The 19725-nt window shown below is 70.7% G+C and carries 16 protein-coding genes; 5 read left to right on the top strand and 11 right to left on the bottom strand.

The window, feature by feature from the left end; all coding sequences use genetic code 11:
- Position 1: 1 nt before the first annotated feature.
- The 5 genes from Pflav_RS06750 to Pflav_RS06730 form a co-directional block, all read right to left on the bottom strand.
- Complete coding sequence (locus Pflav_RS06750) at positions 2-988, bottom strand: hypothetical protein (RefSeq protein ID WP_232072823.1); 987 nt, start codon at positions 986-988, stop codon at positions 2-4.
- A gap of 115 nt (positions 989-1103) precedes the next feature.
- On the bottom strand, positions 1104-1853 hold the full coding sequence (locus tag Pflav_RS06745; RefSeq protein ID WP_173034575.1) for a hypothetical protein: 750 nt from the start codon (positions 1851-1853) through the stop codon (positions 1104-1106).
- A 31-nt stretch (positions 1854-1884) separates the two neighbouring features.
- Positions 1885-2238 (bottom strand): hypothetical protein, encoded by a 354-nt coding sequence (locus Pflav_RS06740; protein WP_173034574.1) that lies wholly within the window; start codon positions 2236-2238, stop codon positions 1885-1887.
- Between the two features lie 83 nt (positions 2239-2321).
- On the bottom strand, positions 2322-2765 hold the full coding sequence (locus tag Pflav_RS43370) for a hypothetical protein (RefSeq protein WP_197938115.1): 444 nt from the start codon (positions 2763-2765) through the stop codon (positions 2322-2324).
- 404 nt (positions 2766-3169) lie between these two features.
- Positions 3170-3727, bottom strand: coding sequence for a hypothetical protein (locus tag Pflav_RS06730; RefSeq protein WP_173034572.1), 558 nt, complete (start codon positions 3725-3727; stop codon positions 3170-3172).
- A 1395-nt stretch (positions 3728-5122) separates the two neighbouring features.
- Between Pflav_RS06730 and Pflav_RS06725 the strand changes: the two genes are divergently transcribed.
- From Pflav_RS06725 to Pflav_RS06710, 4 genes are all read left to right on the top strand, one after another.
- Complete coding sequence (locus Pflav_RS06725) at positions 5123-5854, top strand: hypothetical protein (RefSeq protein WP_173034570.1); 732 nt, start codon at positions 5123-5125, stop codon at positions 5852-5854.
- A gap of 7 nt (positions 5855-5861) precedes the next feature.
- Positions 5862-7070: a sensor histidine kinase gene (locus tag Pflav_RS06720; RefSeq protein WP_173034568.1), complete on the top strand. Its 1209-nt coding sequence runs from the start codon at positions 5862-5864 to the stop codon at positions 7068-7070.
- Positions 7067-7732 carry a response regulator gene (locus tag Pflav_RS06715; protein WP_173034566.1) on the top strand — a complete coding sequence of 222 codons (666 nt, stop codon included), beginning with the start codon at positions 7067-7069 and terminating at the stop codon, positions 7730-7732. Before Pflav_RS06720 ends, Pflav_RS06715 begins: the two co-directional genes overlap by 4 nt.
- 148 nt (positions 7733-7880) lie before the next feature.
- Entirely contained in the window at positions 7881-8333 is a 453-nt protein-coding gene (locus tag Pflav_RS06710; protein ID WP_173034564.1) for a response regulator transcription factor, read from the top strand.
- Here the strand turns inward: Pflav_RS06710 and Pflav_RS06705 are convergent.
- The 5 genes from Pflav_RS06705 to Pflav_RS06685 all read right to left on the bottom strand — a co-directional run bounded on the left by Pflav_RS06705 (position 8310) and on the right by Pflav_RS06685 (position 15672).
- Positions 8310-10568 carry a discoidin domain-containing protein gene (locus tag Pflav_RS06705; RefSeq protein ID WP_173034562.1) on the bottom strand — a complete coding sequence of 753 codons (2259 nt, stop codon included), beginning with the start codon at positions 10566-10568 and terminating at the stop codon, positions 8310-8312. The two genes, Pflav_RS06710 and Pflav_RS06705, sit on opposite strands and share 24 nt — an antisense overlap.
- Before the next feature lie 1363 nt (positions 10569-11931).
- Positions 11932-12294 carry a hypothetical protein gene (locus Pflav_RS06700; protein ID WP_173034560.1) on the bottom strand — a complete coding sequence of 121 codons (363 nt, stop codon included), beginning with the start codon at positions 12292-12294 and terminating at the stop codon, positions 11932-11934.
- 349 nt (positions 12295-12643) lie between these two features.
- Positions 12644-13438, bottom strand: a complete 795-nt coding sequence (locus tag Pflav_RS06695; protein WP_173034558.1) for a zf-HC2 domain-containing protein — start codon at positions 13436-13438, stop codon at positions 12644-12646.
- A gap of 53 nt (positions 13439-13491) precedes the next feature.
- Positions 13492-14127 carry a sigma-70 family RNA polymerase sigma factor gene (locus Pflav_RS06690; protein WP_232071037.1) on the bottom strand — a complete coding sequence of 212 codons (636 nt, stop codon included), beginning with the start codon at positions 14125-14127 and terminating at the stop codon, positions 13492-13494.
- A gap of 69 nt (positions 14128-14196) precedes the next feature.
- Positions 14197-15672, bottom strand: a complete 1476-nt coding sequence (locus tag Pflav_RS06685; protein ID WP_173034556.1) for a S8 family serine peptidase — start codon at positions 15670-15672, stop codon at positions 14197-14199.
- Between the two features lie 227 nt (positions 15673-15899).
- Between Pflav_RS06685 and Pflav_RS06680 the strand changes: the two genes are divergently transcribed.
- Positions 15900-18074 carry a hypothetical protein gene (locus tag Pflav_RS06680; RefSeq protein ID WP_232071036.1) on the top strand — a complete coding sequence of 725 codons (2175 nt, stop codon included), beginning with the start codon at positions 15900-15902 and terminating at the stop codon, positions 18072-18074.
- Here Pflav_RS06680 and Pflav_RS06675 read toward each other — a convergent pair.
- A complete protein-coding gene (locus Pflav_RS06675) occupies positions 18053-19690 on the bottom strand; it encodes a hypothetical protein (protein WP_173034554.1) in 1638 nt (545 codons plus the stop codon). The two genes, Pflav_RS06680 and Pflav_RS06675, sit on opposite strands and share 22 nt — an antisense overlap.
- Positions 19691-19725: the final 35 nt, after the last annotated feature.

Genomic DNA, 19725 nt, shown 5'->3' with positions numbered 1-19725 from the left:
GTCAGTCGCCGTCCGCTCCCGTGGTGAGCCCACGGCCGTGCCTGTTTGCGGCCGACGCCACTCTGGCGCTTTGCGCCACGACCCAGCCAGTAGCGTTGAGCGTGCCGCCCACAGCCGCCCCGGCACGGCGCCTGCCGGTGCCGCCGCCGCTGCCGTCAGCGGGCTTGCTGCCGCCGCTTGGCCCCCCGGCCCGGGAGGCGACTCCACCGAGTGTCTTCGCTCCGCTCGCTACGACGCCCGCGACGGCGGCGCCGGCCGCGACGCCGGAGGCGACATTGTCCTTGGACCCGAGTGCCGCCATCGCCGGTACGACAAGTCGCATCAGCGCGGGAAGAGCGACGGCGGCCAGCAACAGGATGCCCGCTCCGGCGAGCCTGAAATGTTTGGCGTTCCCACCCGTCGCGCCGATCATGGCCGCTCCTGAATACATGATCAGTCCGACCACCGGCTTGAAGGCCAGCCAAGCCACCATCCAGGCGATGTGCTTGCGCCACCAGCCGCCGCCCCACTCGGTCATGGAAGCCGCCGCGGCCATCGGGAGCGTGCCGGTCAGCAGCGTCATCACGCCGAGCCGGAGGTACATCAGGATAATGTGGATCACCCCAGCGATCAGCAGCAACAGACCGATGATGATCAGCAGGAAGGCGGTCCACCCGTCGGTATGGCAGGTAGCGATCAGCTTCAGCTGCGACTTGACGCCCTCGTCGTAGAGGTGTTTGGAGTAGGCGTCCGCTTCCTCGGCGAGCAGGCTCAGCACCCACCACGCGGCCCCTGCCGTGAGGACGAGGCGCACCAGGCCTTTGAGCGCCTCGGTGCCCGGCTGCCCCCTTCGCTCTAGCGCCATCCGGAAGGCCGCGGCCAGCAGTGACGCGACCGCGATGGTGACGACAAGCCAGTTGGTTTGCAGGTGGATACTGTTGTTGATGTTCTCGCCGCCGAGCGTCGGGATGTTTCCGAGGTCGCTGAAGAGGTCGACGGCCGCGCTCATGATGGCGCTGGCGATGTCGCTGAGGATGCCGTCGATTCCTTGCTCGGCGAACCCGCGGAAGTCCCCGAACCATCCGCTGTAGGACACCACGTCGCCGCTGGCGCAGTCGGCCACGTCAACCCTCCTTCCACAACGCGAAGCCGACCAGTGAAAGGACGGTGGTGACGCGGGTGTGCAGGTCGCCGATGCTCAGTGGCCGCAGCTTCCAGTCGACGCCGTCCCAGTCCACTGTGTAGTCGACGGACACGTAGGTCACCGTGGCCTGCCGGACGAGTACCCGGATGCTGGCTGTCGCGGGCGAGTAGCTCAGCACCAGGAACCCGGCCAGCGTGTTGGTGGTCCGCGTCTGGCCTGTTTCGGGCAGCGACTCGCGCATCGCCTCGAAATAGTCGCGCCCGAAGCCGGGCACGAGCTGTTCCCGGATGACTGTCCGCCAGTCGGGACCGCTCATGTGACGTGGGATGACGTGTGCCGCCATCACCGCGCCCATGGGGGTGTGCGCGAAGCACCACAACATGGGCCCTGTGCTCTTCAGCGGGCCGGCCGAAGCGGAAAACGGCGTCTGCGCACCGTTGAGGGGCCGCCACGTGACGTCCGGCGGTGCAGCATCTGGGATCCGCTGGTCGGAGTCGTCGGTACGGCAACCCTGCGGTCGGGACCCGTCCGGGCCCAGGCCGCCGATCGTCGGCCCGGACACGGTCGCGTCGCTCGAGCTGCCGCCGTTGACGAGCACCGCGACCAAGCCCGTGCACACGACGAGGCCGAGGAAGGCAGCCGACAGCTGCCACCGACGCTGTTGCCAGAACGGTTTCTCTTCCTCAGCCGCGCCGGATGCCACTTCGTCCGGCACGAGTTTCAGCTTCATGGCGTCACCTGTCGAGGACGGTTCGCATCGGTCAAGGAGTGGAGGTGGCGGCTGGGCTGGCACCGCCGCTGAAGGCGCCGGAGAAGAACCAACTGACGATCGGCCCGGCACTCGCCACCAGGACGCACCCAGCCATCACCCAGCCCAAGCGGCCCATGTGCTCCCCGCCGTCGCCTCGCCTTTGCGAAATGGCCATGACCGTGCCGGTGACCAGCACGCCGATGACACCGGCCGCGGTGCCCGCCCAGGCCAGGAGGTTGAGTGCGGTCACCACACTCTCTGCCAGCTCCTCGGGCGCGGAAGGACTCTGGGGTCGAGGAACGCCGACGTGGAGGGGAGAGCTGGTGGCCTCGGGAGCGGGGCCGGAGTAAACGATCCGAAGCATGCGGGGGTAGATATCGGACGGAAACACTTACACTCCCAGGGCTAGGACGTCGTTCATTGTCGATGGGTGCGTCGGATCGTTCACTAGGTGATTCCGAGGATCTGGACGACCGGCCCGGCGCCGGCCGCGACAAGGCAGGCACCGGCGACGATGGAGAGCGCCCGGGTGTATTCGCCCGCCTCGCCCGAGACGCCGCGACGCAGTTGCAGTGCCAGGTTCGTGCCGCTGATGATGAACCCGATGATGGCGGCGGCGCTCACGCACCACGCCATCAGATTGAGCAGCTGGATGACCGGCTCGTTCGGGTCGTTGGCGCCGATCCCGTACGGCGCGAACGTGGGCAGTGGATATGCCTCAGGGCTGGCCGACGGACGCGGGCAGTGGATCTTGGCGTTGTGCACGCTACCGGTGAACTTGCAGTACGTCGCTCCGGTGATGTCGTGGTCGTCGTCGGTTTCCGTGCCCACGCCGGTGACGTGCTCGAAGTCAAGGATCAGTCGATCGCCGGGGTTGTACTCGATCGTCATCGTGAAGTTGCCGTTGAACCTGCCCTTCTTTCCCGAGCAGACCCGCTCACTCCCTTGCGGATACTTTTTCGCCGTGGTCGTGGTGGTCAGGCAAGCGATGAAGGTGTACCAGACACTCTTGCCGTGGATATCGAGGCTGTAGCTGTATTTTCCGACTCCCGTCGGCGACCAGTCAGAAGGCCTAGGATCTGGAAGCCGAGAAGGCGGGCTCTGCTCCGGGAAGCTCGGCGGAGGCAGCGGCGGGGGCCGGCTCGGCTGACCCTCCAGGCTCGGACTCGGGCTCGGAGTAGCCGGCTGGTTGGACGGAGTCGGGTCGAGATTGGGGACCGCGGAAGCGGCGGCGCCGGGCGCCAAGACGCCAAGTCCCACGACTACGAGCAGGAGACCGGCTCGTAGGGTTCTGATCACGACCGCCTCCGGTACGGCTCAGGACGGGAATCCGCCATCGGCGACAGCCGGACCAACTGCTTGGGCAGGCGCTTGGGCATCTCCCCCAGCCGGAACGACGGAATCCATGGCACCCGGTACACCGGGGCGATCGAACGCAGAAGACGGATCCGGCTGGTCAGCTGCACCGGAAGCCATCCCGGGGCGTCCGCCATCAGCACCACGCCCATCAACCGCATGCCGGCGGGATGCCGACCCTCCCGCAAGGCGAGCAGCGCGCGTGAGACCGCTCGCAGCCCTTCCATGTTCGTCCGGCCGACCATCATGACCCGGGCGGGTTCGGCGAGCATCGCGTCCGGCCAGCGGCAGCCGATATCGATGCCGCCTAGCAGCCGCGTGAGCGTTGTCGCGCCGGCGCCGCCGTGGGCGCCGATCCAGCCGAGGCCGTCCTCGGAGAGCGTGTCCTGCTGCCGGGCCGGGCCGTCGCCGTTGGCCCGGACGGGCGGAGGCTCGTCGCGTATCGATCCCGGAGCCGGTGTTCGTGGTCGCCGCACCGTCGCGGACCGGTTGCCCATCCGTCTCCCCTCCTTCCTGACTGGTCGCCGTCACGCGTGATGGCCGCCTCTACGACGGGCCACCGGGATCGGTTCAGCGCGAGTTTCGGTTTTCCTTCAACGGGGTCCTAGAAGGACTGCTCGCTCGCGGGCCTGCGGGCAGAAATCGGCGGATGGGCGCGAACCTGACCGCCTCGCATCCGTAGCAGAGAAAGACACCAGCCTCCGGAGGAGCGATGTACCCACTGTCTGGCCATGACGCCAACGCGCCGGTCGCGGAAGCCGCCGCGCTGCCCAGCCTCAGCAGGGACCCGAGCTACGTGGACCACGTGGCGTTATACCGGGCGTCCAAGTTCGACTTCCGACAAGCCGGACGCGTGGAGGACAAAGAACACATCGATGTCGTCACCACCCCGCCATCCCATCCGGACGCGCAGAGGGAGTGGGCCGAGTGGCGCCAAGCCCGCGGCGAACGGCTCCGCAAACAGAACGTGGCGCTCGCCGACAGGAGCCGAGTAGTCAACGCCGCGCGCACCAGCAGCGTCCAATACCCGACTCGGTATGTCGCACGGTCCGCCCCGGCCGCTCCCGCCAAGGCCCCGGCTCGCGCTGCCGCGCCGGCTCCCGCGCGGTAAGACGCGACGGGCCGCTACCTCGCGGAGCCAGGGCTGTGGGTCGGCGCCGACCTGGGCGCCGCCGGCCCTGGCCCTGCGGTTCTCTGCGGCTGACCCGCGTGCCGAGATATCGCATCGGTGGCGGTGTGACTGGCAGCCGCGGCGGCCACATGAGACTTGGATCGGCGCGGTGAAGGGATCCTTGGCGCATGTCCGCCCCAGGAGGGCGGAAATACGTACTCGACAATATGGACGGGTGCCGCCCGTTGTGCCGCATAGGCTCGCAGAGCCCGAACCTCCTCCGTCAGACCCTTGTTAGTCTGTTTCAGGCGCTCAATCTCGTCATAGGCGGCTCGGAGTTGGTGCCTCAGGTCCGGTTGCGGTGGTGGTTCCGGGCGCTGTCGTGTCCATTCGGAAGGCGCTGCCCGGCGGTCGAGGTATCGCTGGCGCTTCGCCCACGAGTTCGTCCTCCTTTGCGGGCCCGGCACCGACCCGCCAGGACGGGGTGGCGGACCGGCGACGGACCTGGTGGCATCGCCCGCCACGGCGGTTGGCGGCTGTGGACTGAACTGCGGGCCTGCTGGCTGAGTCATGTGGACAACCACCCCTCGTGCGGCACGGACACGCTGACCTGCCGCTTCTACGACGCGCGCCGAGGCTCGGTTCAAACCCTCGCAGCCGGTCTGATGCGCGCCCGCGCGGGCAGGTCGACCCGCAGCCCACCGCCCCGGCGGATGAGCTAAATTCAGTCCGTCTTTCGTGATCGGTTCCGGCTCGTCGTTCACGTCCAGGAGGTCGAGCGGTGTCCACTGATCCGGCACCGGACGGTGACCCGTTCGGGCGATTGCTCGACCCATCGCTTCGGGGGCGGTCGCTGCGTGCGCCGCACTGGGCCGGGATCGGTGGACTGGCCGGGGCCATCGTCGTCGCCGCGGTCGTGATCCCGCCGCTGATCACCCCCACGATGGACCCGAATTCCTCGTCTCCTGGAGCCACGGGGTCGGCTCCGGCGAGCACCCCGTTCCCGGCGAGCACCCCGGCGCCCGCGCCAACACCGGGTGCCAGCGCCTCACCACGGCCTACGCTCCAGCGCGACGCCACCACGACCCCGACCACCCGCCGGCCGCAGACGCCCTCACCGACCGCGAGCCCGACCGGCGGCCAGCGGTTCACGCCGGTCAGCGTGCAGGCCGAAGCCCCGGGCAACCGTCTGGCGGACGGCGCCGGCGTCACCTCCTGCGACACATGCGACGGTGGTGCCCGCGTCCGCTACATCGGCGAGCTCACGGTCTACGCGACCCTGCCCGCGGCCGGCACCCGCACCATCACGGTCACCTACGAGTGCGACGGCCGGCGACACATCGAGGTGTCCACCGCCAACAGCGAATTCCGGCTGTTCACCCTGACCGGCACGAGCTGGCAGACACCCGCGACCTTCACGTTCGAGGCCAACCTCCCCGCTGGAAGGGTCGCTCTGGACTTCCGCAGCAACGGCAGCTCAGCCCCCGACATCGACAAAATCACCATCTCCTGACCAGCGCATGAGCCGGTTCGCTGCGTACTCCGCCACCTGGCGCGCCCTGCTGCTCGGGCGGCTGGCGGTAACCTTGGCCGCCGCTGGCGTCGGGGTCCGGGTGGTCAACGACCCATGGCGCCTGATCGGTGTGCTCGCCCTCATCACGGTTGCCACGGCCGCGGAATTCGGGGTGCAGAGCCGCTGGCCCGCGGTGCTCCGGTGGCGGCTCCTCTTCCTCTGGGTCGACGCCGCGCTCATGATCGGCGTACTCATCCTCAACGAGGGCGGGGTCGCGTACTTCTGTTTCGGCGCCGGGTGGGCCGCGCTCGCCGGCGCACTGCTGGGCCTGCGTGCCTTCCCGCTCTGGATCGCCAACGCGGGGCTCGGCCTGGCCGTCGCGGTGCAGTTGCTGCGGATGGAAAGCACGACCACCGGCATGTCGATCACCGCGCCATTCGTGCTCGCGTTCCCGATGATCTATATCGTCTGCGGGTTCGGCGGCGCGGGCATGACCGCCGCGCTCACCCGCTACATCGACACGTCAGCGGCGGCGATCGCCGCGACCCAGCGCTCGGCGGCCGCGTCGGAACGGGCCCGGCTAGCCCGCGAGCTACATGACTCGGTGGCCAAGACACTGCGCGGGGTCTCCTTCGCCGCGGTCGCGCTCCCCTCGCTGCTGCGCCACCAACCCGACGTCGCCGAGCAGCTCGCCACCACCGTCTCGGAAGGGACCGACGCCGCGGTACGGGAGGCTCGCCAGCTTCTCACCGGCCTGCGTCTGGACGTGCCCGACCGGCCGTTCGCCGAGAGCGTGGAGCGCATCGGCCGGGCGTGGGCGGAGGCCACCGGCATCCTGGTCCAGATCTCGGCGTCCACCGTGGACCTACCACTCAACGCGCGGTACGAGCTTGCCCGGATCTTGGATGAGGCGCTGCATAATGTAGCCCGGCACGCGGACGCGACCATGGTCCAGGTAAGTCTCCACCACCTGGAGGGACACGTGGAACTCACCATCCAGGACAACGGCGGCGGCTTCACAGTGCCAGGCGACCTGGCCAAACTGCCGGCCGCGGGCCATTTCGGCATCGTCGGGATGATCGAGCGGGCCCAGGCCGCCGGCGGCACCCTCCAGGTTCGCTCAGGTCCCGGCATGGGCACCACCCTGGTGGCCCGGGTGCCATCGGCCGCCGCGGGCATCGCGGCCAATCCACCACGGCAAAGGGGCAGCCGATGATCGACGTCATGATCGTCGACGACAACCCCATCGTCCGCAGTGCCCTGCGCGGCTTCCTCGCCGGCGCCGACGACGTGCAGGTCGTCGGCGAGGCCGCGGACGGCAGGACCGCGGTGACCGCGGCGCAGCGTCTCCGCCCGGATGTCACCCTCCTCGACCACCGCATGCCGATCGCCGACGGCCTCTCCGTCGTCTCTCACCTCGCCGAGCACACCTCCGTGCTCGTCCTCACCAGCGACGCCGCCGACGATCTCATCGCCGGGATGCTCCGCGGCGGTGCGCGCGGCTACCTCGTCCACGGCGAGTTCGACCCGCCCGAGCTGCTGCGCGCCGTCCGTGCCGTGGCGGCCGGCCAGGGATGGCTCTCCCCTCGGGGTGCCTCGGTCACGATCTCGGTCCTGCGCGACCAGGCCGCACGCGAGCGGGAGGAGGCCAGCCACGCGGACCAGCTCCACCAGATCCGAAACGGCTTCGGCCTCACCGCCCGGGAGCGGGACGTCATGGAGCTGTTGACCGTCGGCCACTCCAACGCCGCGATCGCACGGCGCCTGCTGCTGACCGAAAAGACGGTCAAGAACCACCTCCACCACATCTTTACGAAGCTCCACGCCAGCAACCGCACCGAGGCGGTCATGCGTTGGTCGGGCGGACAGCGGCAATAGCGGGCCGGTCTGACGCTGAACACGTCCGGCCCTTCCACCGTCATATGAACGGTGGAAGGAGTCCCTCCGCGCCACCAACGGCGAGCGAGGACGGGGACGCGTGGCAAAACGGCTTGACGGGCGCCCTGTCGGATCACCCACCACCGTCTTGGTCGTCCACCCTGACCCACACGACGGGGCTGCGATACGTGCGGCGCTGGGCACCTCCCGCCGGCTGCGGGTGCTGGGGGTCACCGGTGACGGTGACGAAGCGTTGGCGCTTGCCCGCCGGCTGCGGCCGACCGTATCCCTGCTCGACGACCGGGTCCTGACGTCCGGCACGGACCTGGTGGCGGCGCTGGCGCGATGGACCCTGGTGATCGCACTGACCGGCGCGACCGAGCGCGGCGCCATCGTCACGCTGCTCCAGGCGCCGGTCCAGGGCTGCCTCACCTACGGCTACATCGAACCGCCAGATCTGGTACGAGCCGTCCACGCCGTCGCCGACGGGCTGGGCTGGCTCTCCCCCGCCGCCGCGGCGGCCGTTACCTGGGCGATGCGCGAGGCCACCCCACTGCCCGCGCGGCCGGACCACCCGTCATCGCACCTCGAGCTCCCATAGCGAGTAGCCGTACCGGGCCGAGGCGCGGGCGGTACCCATCATCCTGACGAACCGGGCCGGGGTTTTGGGCACGGCGACCTGGTTGACACCCCCGGAGCCTTGGGAGGTCCGGTAAACGGTCTGCCAGGTCACTCCGTCCGTGGAAAGGTCGACGCGGTAGCCCGTCGCGTACGACGACTGCCAGTGCAGCCGGACCTGGCTCACCTGCCACACCGCACCCAGGTCCACAGTGAGCCATTGCGGGTCCGACACGTGCTCGCTGGCCCAGCGGGTGGCCGGGTCGCCGTCGACGGTGTTCGCGGCGCCGAGTGCACCCGAACGCTCCACAGTGGAGGCTGTCGCGGTGCCGTCGAGCGCCAGGTTTCGTCCCGACGTGTTGACCAGGCCGGGTAGCTCGGTCGGTGCCTGCGGCGGCTTCGCGGTCGTCGGCCGGCCCGACGGCACGGCGCTCGTCGTGGTCGGTGCCGCGGGCCTCGGTGTGCCCGCGGCACCGGCCGAGCCGGCGGCCGCAACGGTGCCCAATGTGGACGACGGGCCAGCCTGCGGGGACGCGGTGGCCTCCGTGGGGAGCGCCAGCGGCGTGCCGGGGTCCAGAGTCGACGACGCCTGTGGCGCCGCGGCCTGCGGTGCCTGCGCCGCTGGCGGCGGCGGTGTCGGCGCCGGTGTCCTGCCCAGCGCGTAGGCCGCCGTGGTCGCCACCGTCAGCACGGCCGCCGCCGCGGTGACCGGCGCCCACCGGCCGCGAACCCGGATCCGATGCTTACCGGGTACCGGTGCTGGCGGTTCCGGCTCTGGGCGGCGGGCGGCGCTCCCTGGCAGCGCGGGGGCGACCGCCGGCCGAGGGAGGATCGCGGTCTGCGCGTTCGCGGGCTCCGCGGAGGCCGCCGAAACCTCGGTCGGCCTGGCCAGAACCGCGGGTGGCCGTGTGACCTGCTGGGCGGCGGGGGCCGCCACGGACGGATCGAGCACTATCGCGCGCCGGACATCCAGCTCCATCGGGGTCCCGCCGGCCGGGGGTGGCAGCGCCGCCGCCGCGAACGGCTCGGGCACCAGCCGCACCCGCATACCCGTCGCCGCGGGCAGGCGGGCAAGCAGCGCACCGAGCAGCGGCAGCACCGAGGGTCCGGGCGGATCGCCGGGCAGTCCGACGAAGACCCGCACGCTCGCCGGCGTCCATGGGTGGCCGCGTACGAGGTCCGCACCGGTCTCGCGGCGCGGCGGCCGTACCCACAGGCCGGACTGGGTCACCTCGGCCACCCAGCGCTCGTCGAGCTGGAAGACGTGCTCGTCGAGCTGCGGGTACCCGTCGAGCCCGCGGACTGGACCGGACGGCCGCGCTGGTGCCGAGGGCGGGAACGTCAGGGTGGTCGCGAGGGGCATCCACCCGCCCGCGGCCGTTTCGTCGATCGCCAGGCTGACCAGCCCAGCGGCGGCCGCCAGCACAGGTACACCGGTTGCCACCGTGACCGAATGCCCCGCCTCCCTGGCCAGCCTCGCCGCCGCCGCGGGCAGGTCGGGGACCGGGCCGTACGGTGCCAGCACCAAGCGCCGGCGCAGCGGCGGCGGGAGAGCCCGCGCGACCGCGACTATCGCCCCTTCGGGCGGTGCCGGGAAGCCCGGACGGCCGACCAGCAGCACCGGCCGCCTGCCGTGTAGAGGCACGCTGTAGGCGAGGTCGTCCAAACCCGGCGGCGGCGCGCCGGGAAGGTCAGGGAAGATCCACAGCCCAGCCGGTACGGGGAGTACGACAAGACCGTCGGGTGCCGCGACCGCAGTGTCTACATCGGACTCCCATTCCGGTGCCGGGGTACGCCGCCCGGCCGAGTTGGTCGAGCCGCTGGCGTCGTAGCGCAACCAACCGTCCACGGCGAAGATCGACCCGCCCGGTACCAGCAGCGCGTCCGCCCGCGGCGCGATGACCGTGGCGGTCAGCTCGCTGGCGAGCCGCGCCGCCAAGCCGGGTGCGGGGGCGCCCGCGCCGCTGATGGCCAGGCGTCCTTGGCTGCCTGGCGGTACCGCGATCGGCCAGACCGTCTCGACCAACGACCAGTCGTCGAGCCGACCGAAAACCGTGACGACATCGGGCTCCGCGGCGAACTCCGATGCCATCGCGGTCACCACGTCGCCAGGGTCGGCGCCGACCACGGCCACACGGTCGCCGACCCAGTGCAGGGCAGATCCGATACGCCGCCACCGACCTGTGTCGGTGAGCCAGCTCGGTGGCTGATCATCCACGCCCTCACAACGTAGGGATCTGCCACGCTGTTCAAGCTGGCGGGTCGCATCGCTCCCCGCCGGCACAGATCGATCCACTTCGGACCTACCGGGTGCCGGCAGGACCACCGGGCGCTGGCGCCGCGGGCTGTTGACTTCTCTGCTGCTGCGCCGGACGCCCCTGCTGCTGAGACGTCGAGTCCCCAGACGAGGGTCGTGCTGCCGGTTGGACGACGCTGGCCGTCGCGGCGGCAAGGGATCGGGGGCTCGGAGGGGGTTGGACAGGTTGACCGCCGTGTTGGCAGCTGGGCCCGCGGCACCGCTGGTCCTATGCGGGTCGGCCTGCGAAGTCATTGGTGGCGAAGGCGGCGGCATCGGCATCGGCATCGCCTCAGCCTGCGGAATGCCCTCGGTCCCGCGCGGAGGTCCGCTCTGGTTATACCCCTGGCCGTGCCTCGCGTTTACACCGTTGAAATAGCTGTTATTGTATGACCCTCCCTCGTGATGGAGCTGCGTCTGTGAATGCCCAGGCCCTGTCTGACCGTGTGTCATCTGGCCCGGAGAGGGGGCTCCGGCTGAGAGTACATCGGCGGACTCGCCGGCATTTGCGCGGACTCCTGCATTTGAGCCCCGTACGCCGCTGGCCGCAGCCGACTCAGATGCTCCCGAGACGCCTGGTTCCTGCCAGGATCCACGTGATAGAGGCCCCCGTAGCCCATCGAAGGCGGCCCAGCTTGCGGGGCTCCCATCGAGCTTCCCGCGACCTGGGCTGCCTGCCAAGCGGCGGAGGGGTGAGGGGACGCAGTCCGGCCGGCACCCGGTTCCAGGACATCTCGTACGTTCGGGAGCCTCCCAGCGGCAATGGCGTTTCCGATTTGCGGATTGGCATCTGCGATCACGCGCAACGCACGCACGACGTCTGGCTTCAGCTCGGGGGTCGAGAGCACCACCTGCGCGCTTGAAAGGCTGATTGTCTTGCGGCCGTGGAACTTAAATAGCCGAGCGACCCGATTGATACCCTTCCATCTTCTGACGAACCAATTGCGGTGTGCGAACTGTTCCTTTCTCCACTCCCGCACCCCGCGATAGTTGTCATTTTCTTTCTTATGCAAAAACTTCTTGACGGAGCCGAGCTGATCTGCGGGGATCGTCGTGATATTGATATCGGCCCTGATTAGAGCAAGGGCGGCCTGCATGGCTCTCGGGTGGATGGGTCGATTATCCTGCTCGTCAGGCATGTGACACTCCAATGGACAACGAGTCTCGTTGCCCGGCCTCTACGGATGACACCCCACCCTGGTTCACCCCAATTCGGTCCGGAGATGTGCCGACTCAGCCGCGACCCGCCCTCGGCGGCGGCAACCACCCCGCAGGTGTCGAGACCTCAGGCGCCCCGCCGCAGGACGAGGGCACGCGTCGGCGTCTTCACCTTGGCCCGCGCCCGCGGCTTGCCCTTCTCCTTGGACCGGCCAGCGCGGTAAGCGCGGTCGAGTCTTGGGCTGGTGGCGACGCTGGCGACGTCCGAGGCGCGCCTGGGGATCCACGTGGCCAGCAGCCATTTGACCTCTTCGGAGTGGCCTTGGGCCAGGGCCCGCTCCACGTCGGTGCACAGCCGCTCCACCTCTGGCAGGTACCCGAGCTCCCAGAGGCCCAGCAGGAGATGCTCGTTGCCGTAGACGGCTCGGGCCGACTCACGGTCGGTGATGACCTTTGCCATCTGGTAAAGCACCGCCTCCTTGTCGTTCACCGACCACACCTCACGCCGGACCCGCACGGCACCCAAATCGTCGCCCCGGTACCGCTTCGCACGGTGGCGCTGCTCCATCTTGCCCAGGCCACGAAGCGCGGTCTGGGCGCGAGCGACGTTTTGCCTTGATGCCTGTTTGAGGTCGTCTCGGAGCAGCTTGAAAGCGGCTCTTGCCACATCGTGGTACCTGGCGCCCGCCGCCGGCGAGAACCTCAAGGTCCTGTAGATGTATGGCGATCGGGAACGGCCGGGGGCGGCCACATTACCTCCACGTGACTCGCGGGTTTCCATGACCCGAGCCCTACGGCTCTCGTCATGCCACGGTTCACGTGACGCCGATTACCTACCGTCAGCGCGGCGTGGCTGGCCCCTGCGAGATCGGCGCCGTCACGATCGCGGAGCCGTCCACCAAACCCACCGTGATAAACGCCAGGTCGTCGATGGACAACGATGTCTCGCCGGTAACCTCCTGCGGTCCGGACGACGCCGTCCAGTCCCGCACCACGTGAGTGGCCCTGTCCCGGGTCACCGCGAACAGCCGGTACCGGATCCCCGGCCGCAACCCGGTCACCGTGATCCGGATCGTCGACCTGTCCTTGTCCCCGCCGGTGATAAAGACCGAGAGACTCGCGCCGTAGGCCGGCGCCTCGCCCGAGGCGGCCAGCACCGTGTTGCCCGCGCCCCACTCGCCGACGACCGCCGCGCCGGCCGATGCCAGGACGACCGCCGCCACCGCCGCACCGGCCCAGATCGCCATCCGCCGGCGACGCGAGCCCCGGCGGGCATCGGAAGAGCGAGCACCAGAAGATCGGGCCCCGCCGGGCCGGACACCGCCTCGCCCGACCGGGCCGCCCGGGCTCCGGCCGCCCTCCCCCGCCGGCCCGCCTCCGCTGGGCGCGACCGCTGGCGGGTCGGCCGGCGCGGGGACCGGGCTCGGGGCTGTGCCGAGGAGATCCCAGTCCTCATCGGACAGTCCGGTGAGGCCGCTGGCGGAGGGGCCGACCTCGGCCGCTTCGTTGAGGCAGTGCCAGCAGTTGGCAAGGTGCTCTTCGAACAGGTCCCGCTCCGGGCCGTCCAACACGCCGAGCAGGTAGAGGGCCAGCCGCTCCTGCTCGGCCGTCGAGTGGTGCTCGTCTGCGCGCATCCAGCCCCCTCCTCACCGGGTGATGCAATTAAGTGCGTATCCCAAGCCCGGGATCAGGATGACTCGGTCGAGCCCATCGCGGCGTGCAGAGCGCGTACCGCGTAGTAGGCTCTCGACTTCACCGTACCCTCCGGAATGCCCAACCGCGCCGCCGCCTCGGCAACCGATGCGCCCCGGTAGTACATCTCCACGAGCACCTCGCGATGCTCCTGACTGATCCGCCCCAGCGCGAGCCGCACCGCGTGGACACTCACCACGCGATCCATCTCGTCGTCGGTATCCGCGATCCGGTTCAGATCCGGCAGGCTCACCTCGGGCGGCCGGGCCTGCCGCGCCCGCAGCGCGTCGATCGCCACGCGCCGGGCGACGGTGTAGAGCCAGGGCGCGACCTTCGGCGGGTCGGCCGCGAGCGCCTCCGCGTTACGCCACGCGCGAAGGAACGTCTCCTGGACCAGGTCCTCCGCGAGGTCCTGCTGCCCCAGCAGCAGGCGGGTAAGGAAGCGGTGCAGGGGCCGGCGGTACTCGTCGACGATCTGCCGCATGAAGGCCTCAGCCGCGACCGGCTTGACGTCAGGCTCGTCCGGGGCGGACGGTTCAACAGCCCCGCTGGACAGCGCCGACAATGACGGCCTCCCTGACGGACGGATCGCAAATTCACGGTCGTGCCCGCGCCACGCGTCGGTGACCACGGTCGTCACCGCGAGGATAGCCGTAGACACGGATCGACGTAGCTCGCCGGGTGCGCGGGCAGGCTCCGGCTACGCATGGCGTCGGCGGACGCGTATGGCGACGATGGTGATTGCGCCGCCGGCGATCAGCAAGATACCGAAGAAGATCGGGAGGGCCGCGCCACCACGGCCACCGCCGTTGGGCTGGTTCGGGGCCGGTTGCCCGCCGTCGGCGGCCTGCGCGACCGAGGCGCCGGGATTGATCAAGCCGAAGCCGTAGCGGCCATCGGGTGTTTGCGTCCCGAGCTTGTCTGCGGTCTCCTGGATGCGCCGCTCGACCTGGACAGCGGTGAGCTCCGGATACGCCGCCCGGATCAGCGCGGCCTGGCCGGCGGCGAAAGCCACCGCGAACCGTGTTCCCGTATAGCTCAGCGCGCCCGCGTGCCCGGGCCCGATGCCCGCTACGTCCGCCGCGGGCGCGACCACCTCCACCGCATTCGGCTGGTAGTCCTCGACGAGCTGGTTGTCGGCGCCCACGCCGCCGGCCAGCAGCAAGGCGCCGGTGGCGGAGGGCTCGGTGGGCGACGGGAGCGTGAACGGTTTGGTCGGGGCGCCCGCCACTACGACCACATCGTGGTTGAGCGCGGTGACAAGGGAGGCGACGACATCGGGGGCGGACAGGTCGACGTGTGAACCCAGGGCCAGGACGGAGGCGCCCGCGCTCACCGCCACCTCGATGGCGTTCGCCGCGTCCATCGGGCGGCCGTTCGCCGACTCTCCGACCATCCGGACGGGCAGGATGGTGGCATCCGGCGCGATGCCGACGGGAGTCTTGCTGGTGCTCGCGTTGGCGGCGATGAGGCTCGCCATCGCGGTACCTGTCCCCAGGCAGTCGACGTCGCCTCGTCCGGACCCGGCGGTCACGTCCGCGCCAACGGCGACCCGGCCGCTCAGCTGCTCGAGCATGCCGTCCACCCCGGAGTCGACCACGGCCACGACGACGCCGTTGCCGCGGCTGAGGTCCCAGGCGCCTTCGGCCGCCAGCCGCAGTTGGGCCCAGTCCGAGCGACCGCTGGACGCGGCCGTCGCGGTGCAGCCCTCGGCGGTACCCCCGCTTCGGTGGGTCTGGGTGGGCGACGGGCTGGCGCTGCCGGTCGGGGCGGGCGACCCTCCGGGCTTGGACGCCGGCGTGGTCGGCTTCGGGCCGGTCGGGATCTGGCCGATCTCCACCCCTTCGCCGACGGCGTCCCACGGCAGCACCAGGTACCAGCCGGAATTGAGCCTGGCCGGGTCGGCCAGGCTCGCCCCGTCCGGTTGGACCCGGCCGGCGTTCAGGTTGTAGATCTCCGCCGATCGCTCGCCGCTGCCGAGGAGCCGGGTCGCGATCTCGGTGAGGTTCTCCGGCTGGCCCTGGTACTCCGCGGCGACGACGTAGTACTTGACGTACGCCTGCGGATCCTGTGGGGCCTTCTGAGCCACCGCGGTCCCGGCGGTCCCCACGACAAGGCACCCGAGGATCGCTACGGCAGCGAGCAGGCGTCCGAATGTTGAGCGCTTCGCCAACACCGCTGTCTCCTCCTTCCGTGAGCCGCCGATCAGCCGGGCGGTCACCTTCTACACCGGATCAGAGCGCGGTGCGTTCAATCCGATCCCGATCGACTTTCAACTTGATCTGAACCAGCGTCCGGTGCGATCCGTCGTGAGGACGAACAGCACGAGACCAGGCGATGGCGAGTCCCGGGTCCCGATGGCCGTGTGCCGTGCACACCGGTGTGTGTCGCCCGGAGCGGACGGTGGTGAGAGAGCACATGTACGCGATGAAGACGGCGGGCAACGCGGACATCCCCGTGTTGCCGGTCACCCGCCGCTTCGATCCCCGGAAGCATCGACGGATCACCGGACTGTTCGATCTCTGGCTCGAACCCGGGCCGCGCGGCGGCCTGGTACTGCCGGCACGGCCCGACCGGCTCCTCACCCCGCGGTCCATCGCCGACCTGGTCCGGCGCTCCGGCGAGGCCGCGAACGACGTACGGATCCTCACCGACGACGGAGCCCGCCACTCCGGCCTGCTCAGTGAGGTCGCCGGGTTGCTCGCGCACGACGTCCTGGTCGGCCCGGACGGCGCGGTGATCCGGCACCACGCTGGGCGCGACGGGACCGGACCGTTGCACGCCGTACCGCTCGACAGGGCCAGCCACCGTCCGAAGGACTGGCTCGTGATCCAGCCACCCGACCTGGCCACCCCGCTGCCCGGTTGGTTCACTGTGGACCGTGGCCTGGTCCACCCTCGCAAGGGCGTCGTCGGCCTGCCGCTTCGGGGAGGGCTGGTCCTCGCCACAAGGGCCGACTTCGTCACCCGGCGCGCCACCGCCCACCAGCTCGGTACCGCCTCGGGCGGGCTCGTAACCGTCGCGGTCACGGCACGGGCCGGCGGGTTCCTGGTCGGCGACTACGGCGGCACGCAGCGGGTGTACAGCGGCGGGCAGCTCGCCGCGCTCCTGGGCGACCTCCCGCTCTACGGCAGCGACCTGCGGCTCTGGCTGACCTGGCCGTCCGATCTGGACGAACAGCACGTCCTCGCCGCGCAGGCGCTGGCGCTGGCCGAGACGACCGGCGCCACGGTGTGGACACCGCCACCCGGTGGTGGCGCCGAACTGATCGACGGACAGCGCGACCTGCGCGCCCTCGACCACGCGGGCGAGCCCGTGGAGTGGCACGCCTACCGCCCACGATTCGCCACCGGCCCGCCGGTCCTGCGTACAACACCGGATGGCCTCCTGGTGCCGGCATCGGAACGACCTGGCGTCGTTCTCCGCGCCTGGTCGCGGCCGGACAGATCGCCGGTGGCGGAGGCCGCCCCGCCGGCGGACGTACGCGTCCTTGTGCCACGCGGCGGCGATACCGCGCTCCCGTTGCCAGACGGACCGCACGCGGGGCCGCTGGAGCCGCACCAAGAGGCATCCGACCTGCACGCGTTCCGGGCCACGCTCAGGATGCTGCGGGCACCAGACCCACCGCGATCCGCGCCACGGCACCAAGCGGTCCCGGCCGACCCGCCGCCGGCGCCGCCGCCGAAGAAGCCGCCGGCCGTATCGCTTGCGCCCTTTCCCCGCCCCCCACTTGTCGTCGAGGGCCGCCGGGCGCCGGCGTACGGGCCGGCGTGGCTGCCGCCCAGGCAGTACGTCAACGCGGACGAGTTCGAGGCGTTCGTGGTCACGCCGGGGGGCGCCTGGTCTGTCGCGGACGGGATACCCAGCGCCGAACTCTTCGTTGTCGCCTTCCTGGATCCCAAGTCGGTACCGCCCGGCAGCCACCTGCTGCGGGTCCGGATCGGGCCGGGCGGCGCGATCCCGATGGCGGCGCTGCGCGCGCACGTACCCGCTCGCCTTCAGCATCTGCGCGGCCTCCACGAGGCGTACCTGCTACCCGCGGGCCGCCTGAACCAGGTGTCCACCATGGACAGATTTCAGGTGGAGGGCCCCGGTGAGCTTGTGCCGGCGGGCGAGTCGGACGGCGTGTCGTTGCGGATCCGGTGCACCTCCTCGGCGCATTCACTCGCCGGCCTGCCCAACGACGTGCGCCGCTGGCCTACCTCCGGCACCCGCCGTGCGTACGCCCTCGTGCCGGCAACCCGGGTCCCCCTGCCACGCGGTTGGCTGCGCCTGTACCGCCAACCGCCACCGGTCCAAGTTGGACGGTTGCTGCTCGACCTGCGGGTGCCACGGGACCGCGCGATCGACGTGTGGTCGACCGCCGACGCCCTCGCTCCCCTCACCCGGGTGCGTAGTCAGGTGGAAAGGCTGCGCATGGCGCGGGTGGAGTTGATTCTCGGGAGCCGTTCGTACGGGCGGGTGCGGGTCCGCCACGCGTATGCCGTCGACGCGGGCCGCTGGCGGCGGGTCCGGCAGTTGGAGCGGGGACCGCTGCCGGCCGTCCTGCCGTGGCTTCAGTCGTCGAGCCCTATCTGAGCCGACCACCGGCTGTCCGCGACCTGCCCGATGACCATCGGCACACAGCGGCCACGCGTGGCGGCGACCAGCCCCCGCATCTCGGCTCCCGCTCCCTCCGCTAGACCAGCCGTGATGACGACGCACGGATCGGCCGGCAGGGCGTCCGGCTCCGGAATCGCCGCGAGGCTCTGGCAGCCGTCGAACAGCTCGGGACCGAGTGCGTCACCGACAACCGCCACGGCGACCCCGCCCGCGTGCAGCTGGCGCGCGTACCCCGCGGCCAGGCGGCGGCAGTCTTCCGCGGCGCCGACAAGGGTGAAGACGTCCGGGGTACGGCCCAGGTCGACGTGGAACCGCCACGGTCCCTTACCGCCCAGCACCAGCGGCACGGACGCGGCGGGCGCCAGCTCGGTCTGGGCTAGCCAGGCGTACGGCGGCGTGGTCGGCCCGGTCGCGACCCCGGCCAGGCGTACCAGGATCGGTCCGACCTCGCTGACCATGTCGGCCCGGACGTAGGGCACGTCGTCGTCCGCCGGCAACGCCGGGCGGGGTAGGTCCGATGTGTCCCAAGGCACGCCGGCGGCCTCCGTTCCGTTCAGCCCCGGCGACGGCGGTGTGAAGGGCTCGGGTGTGGGCCAGGCGGTGAGCGCGGGAGGCCAGTGCGGCGCGGGCGGCGTGGCGACCGGAGCCGTCGTACGCAGGTCCGCCGTGTGCAGCTGGGTCAGCTCCGTCGTCCGCAGGTCCGCCAGCCGCTGCTCGGCCATCACCGGCTCTTCCAGCCCGTGCGCGGCCAGCTGATGCTCGGCCAATCCTGGCTCCATCATGGACAGCTCGGAGAGCAAGGGTTCGGACATCCACTGTTCCGCCGCCAGCGGCGGAACCGGCGGGACCCGCGCCCCGGCTGCGGCGAGCATGCCGAGCTCGGCCGGCGTCGGTGTGTGATGGCGTTGGGGCGGCCAGGGGCCGTTCTCGACGGGCACCGGACGCATCCGGTGCAGGCTCCGGCGGACGATTGTGAGCAGGCCGAGTCCGAGCAGCACGGCGAGCACACCGGCACCGCCCCAGGTCAAAACGCGGCCGAAGGTAGCCAGCCGGTGTGGCTCCGTGGTCGGCGGCGATCCGGCGGCCACGGTGGCCGCCGGATCGACCGCTGGGGGTGACGTGGCCGGGCTCCGCGAGGGCGGTCGCGTCGCGGTGGGGCTCGGCGACCCCTGCGGTGTCGCGGCACTCGACCGCGGGGCTGCCGTGCTTGGCCGAGGGCGGGCGGACTGGGCGCCGATCGGCGGAAGCGCACCGGCGCGCACACCCTCACCCCGGGCGTCGCGCGGCAGCACGAGGATCCAGCCAGGGCCGAGCTCGACGCCGTCGGTGAAGGTAGCCCCGTCGGGCTGCTTCCGGCCCTTGTTGAGTTCGATGATCTCGCGGAACCGGTTGCCGTTGCCGAGGGTACGCAGGGCGATGTCGTACAGGTACTCCCGCTGGCCGTCGACCGGCGGTCGGACGATGTAGTATCTGCCGGTCTCGCCCGGAGCCTCGGCGGCAGCCAAATCCGCCGGGCCGAGCGGCACTGACAGGACCGCCAGCAGCAGCGCCGCCCACAGCCTCAGCAGCCTGCTTCCACAACCGCGTTCCATTCGGTTCCTCCCATCTCCGTCCTTCTACGGACTGG

The organism is Phytohabitans flavus (assembly GCF_011764545.1).
Lineage (GTDB): Bacteria > Actinomycetota > Actinomycetes > Mycobacteriales > Micromonosporaceae > Phytohabitans > Phytohabitans flavus.
Note: the sequence above shows the minus strand (reverse complement) of the source record. Positions and strands in the feature narration are given on the sequence as shown.

What these genes read in the sequence shown, in the direction of transcription:
- Pflav_RS06750 (WP_232072823.1), bottom strand. Translation starts at nt 988, where the DNA reads ATGAGCGCGGCCGTCGACCTCTTCAGCGACCTCGGAAACATCCCGACG.
- Pflav_RS06745 (WP_173034575.1), bottom strand. Translation starts at nt 1,853, where the DNA reads ATGAAGCTGAAACTCGTGCCGGACGAAGTGGCATCCGGCGCGGCTGAG.
- Pflav_RS06740 (WP_173034574.1), bottom strand. Translation starts at nt 2,238, where the DNA reads ATGCTTCGGATCGTTTACTCCGGCCCCGCTCCCGAGGCCACCAGCTCT.
- Pflav_RS43370 (WP_197938115.1), bottom strand. Translation starts at nt 2,765, where the DNA reads ATGACGATCGAGTACAACCCCGGCGATCGACTGATCCTTGACTTCGAG.
- Pflav_RS06730 (WP_173034572.1), bottom strand. Translation starts at nt 3,727, where the DNA reads ATGGGCAACCGGTCCGCGACGGTGCGGCGACCACGAACACCGGCTCCG.
- Pflav_RS06720 (WP_173034568.1), top strand. Translation starts at nt 5,862, where the DNA reads ATGAGCCGGTTCGCTGCGTACTCCGCCACCTGGCGCGCCCTGCTGCTC.
- Pflav_RS06715 (WP_173034566.1), top strand. Translation starts at nt 7,067, where the DNA reads ATGATCGACGTCATGATCGTCGACGACAACCCCATCGTCCGCAGTGCC.
- Pflav_RS06695 (WP_173034558.1), bottom strand. Translation starts at nt 13,438, where the DNA reads ATGCGCGCAGACGAGCACCACTCGACGGCCGAGCAGGAGCGGCTGGCC.
- Pflav_RS06675 (WP_173034554.1), bottom strand. Translation starts at nt 19,690, where the DNA reads ATGGAACGCGGTTGTGGAAGCAGGCTGCTGAGGCTGTGGGCGGCGCTG.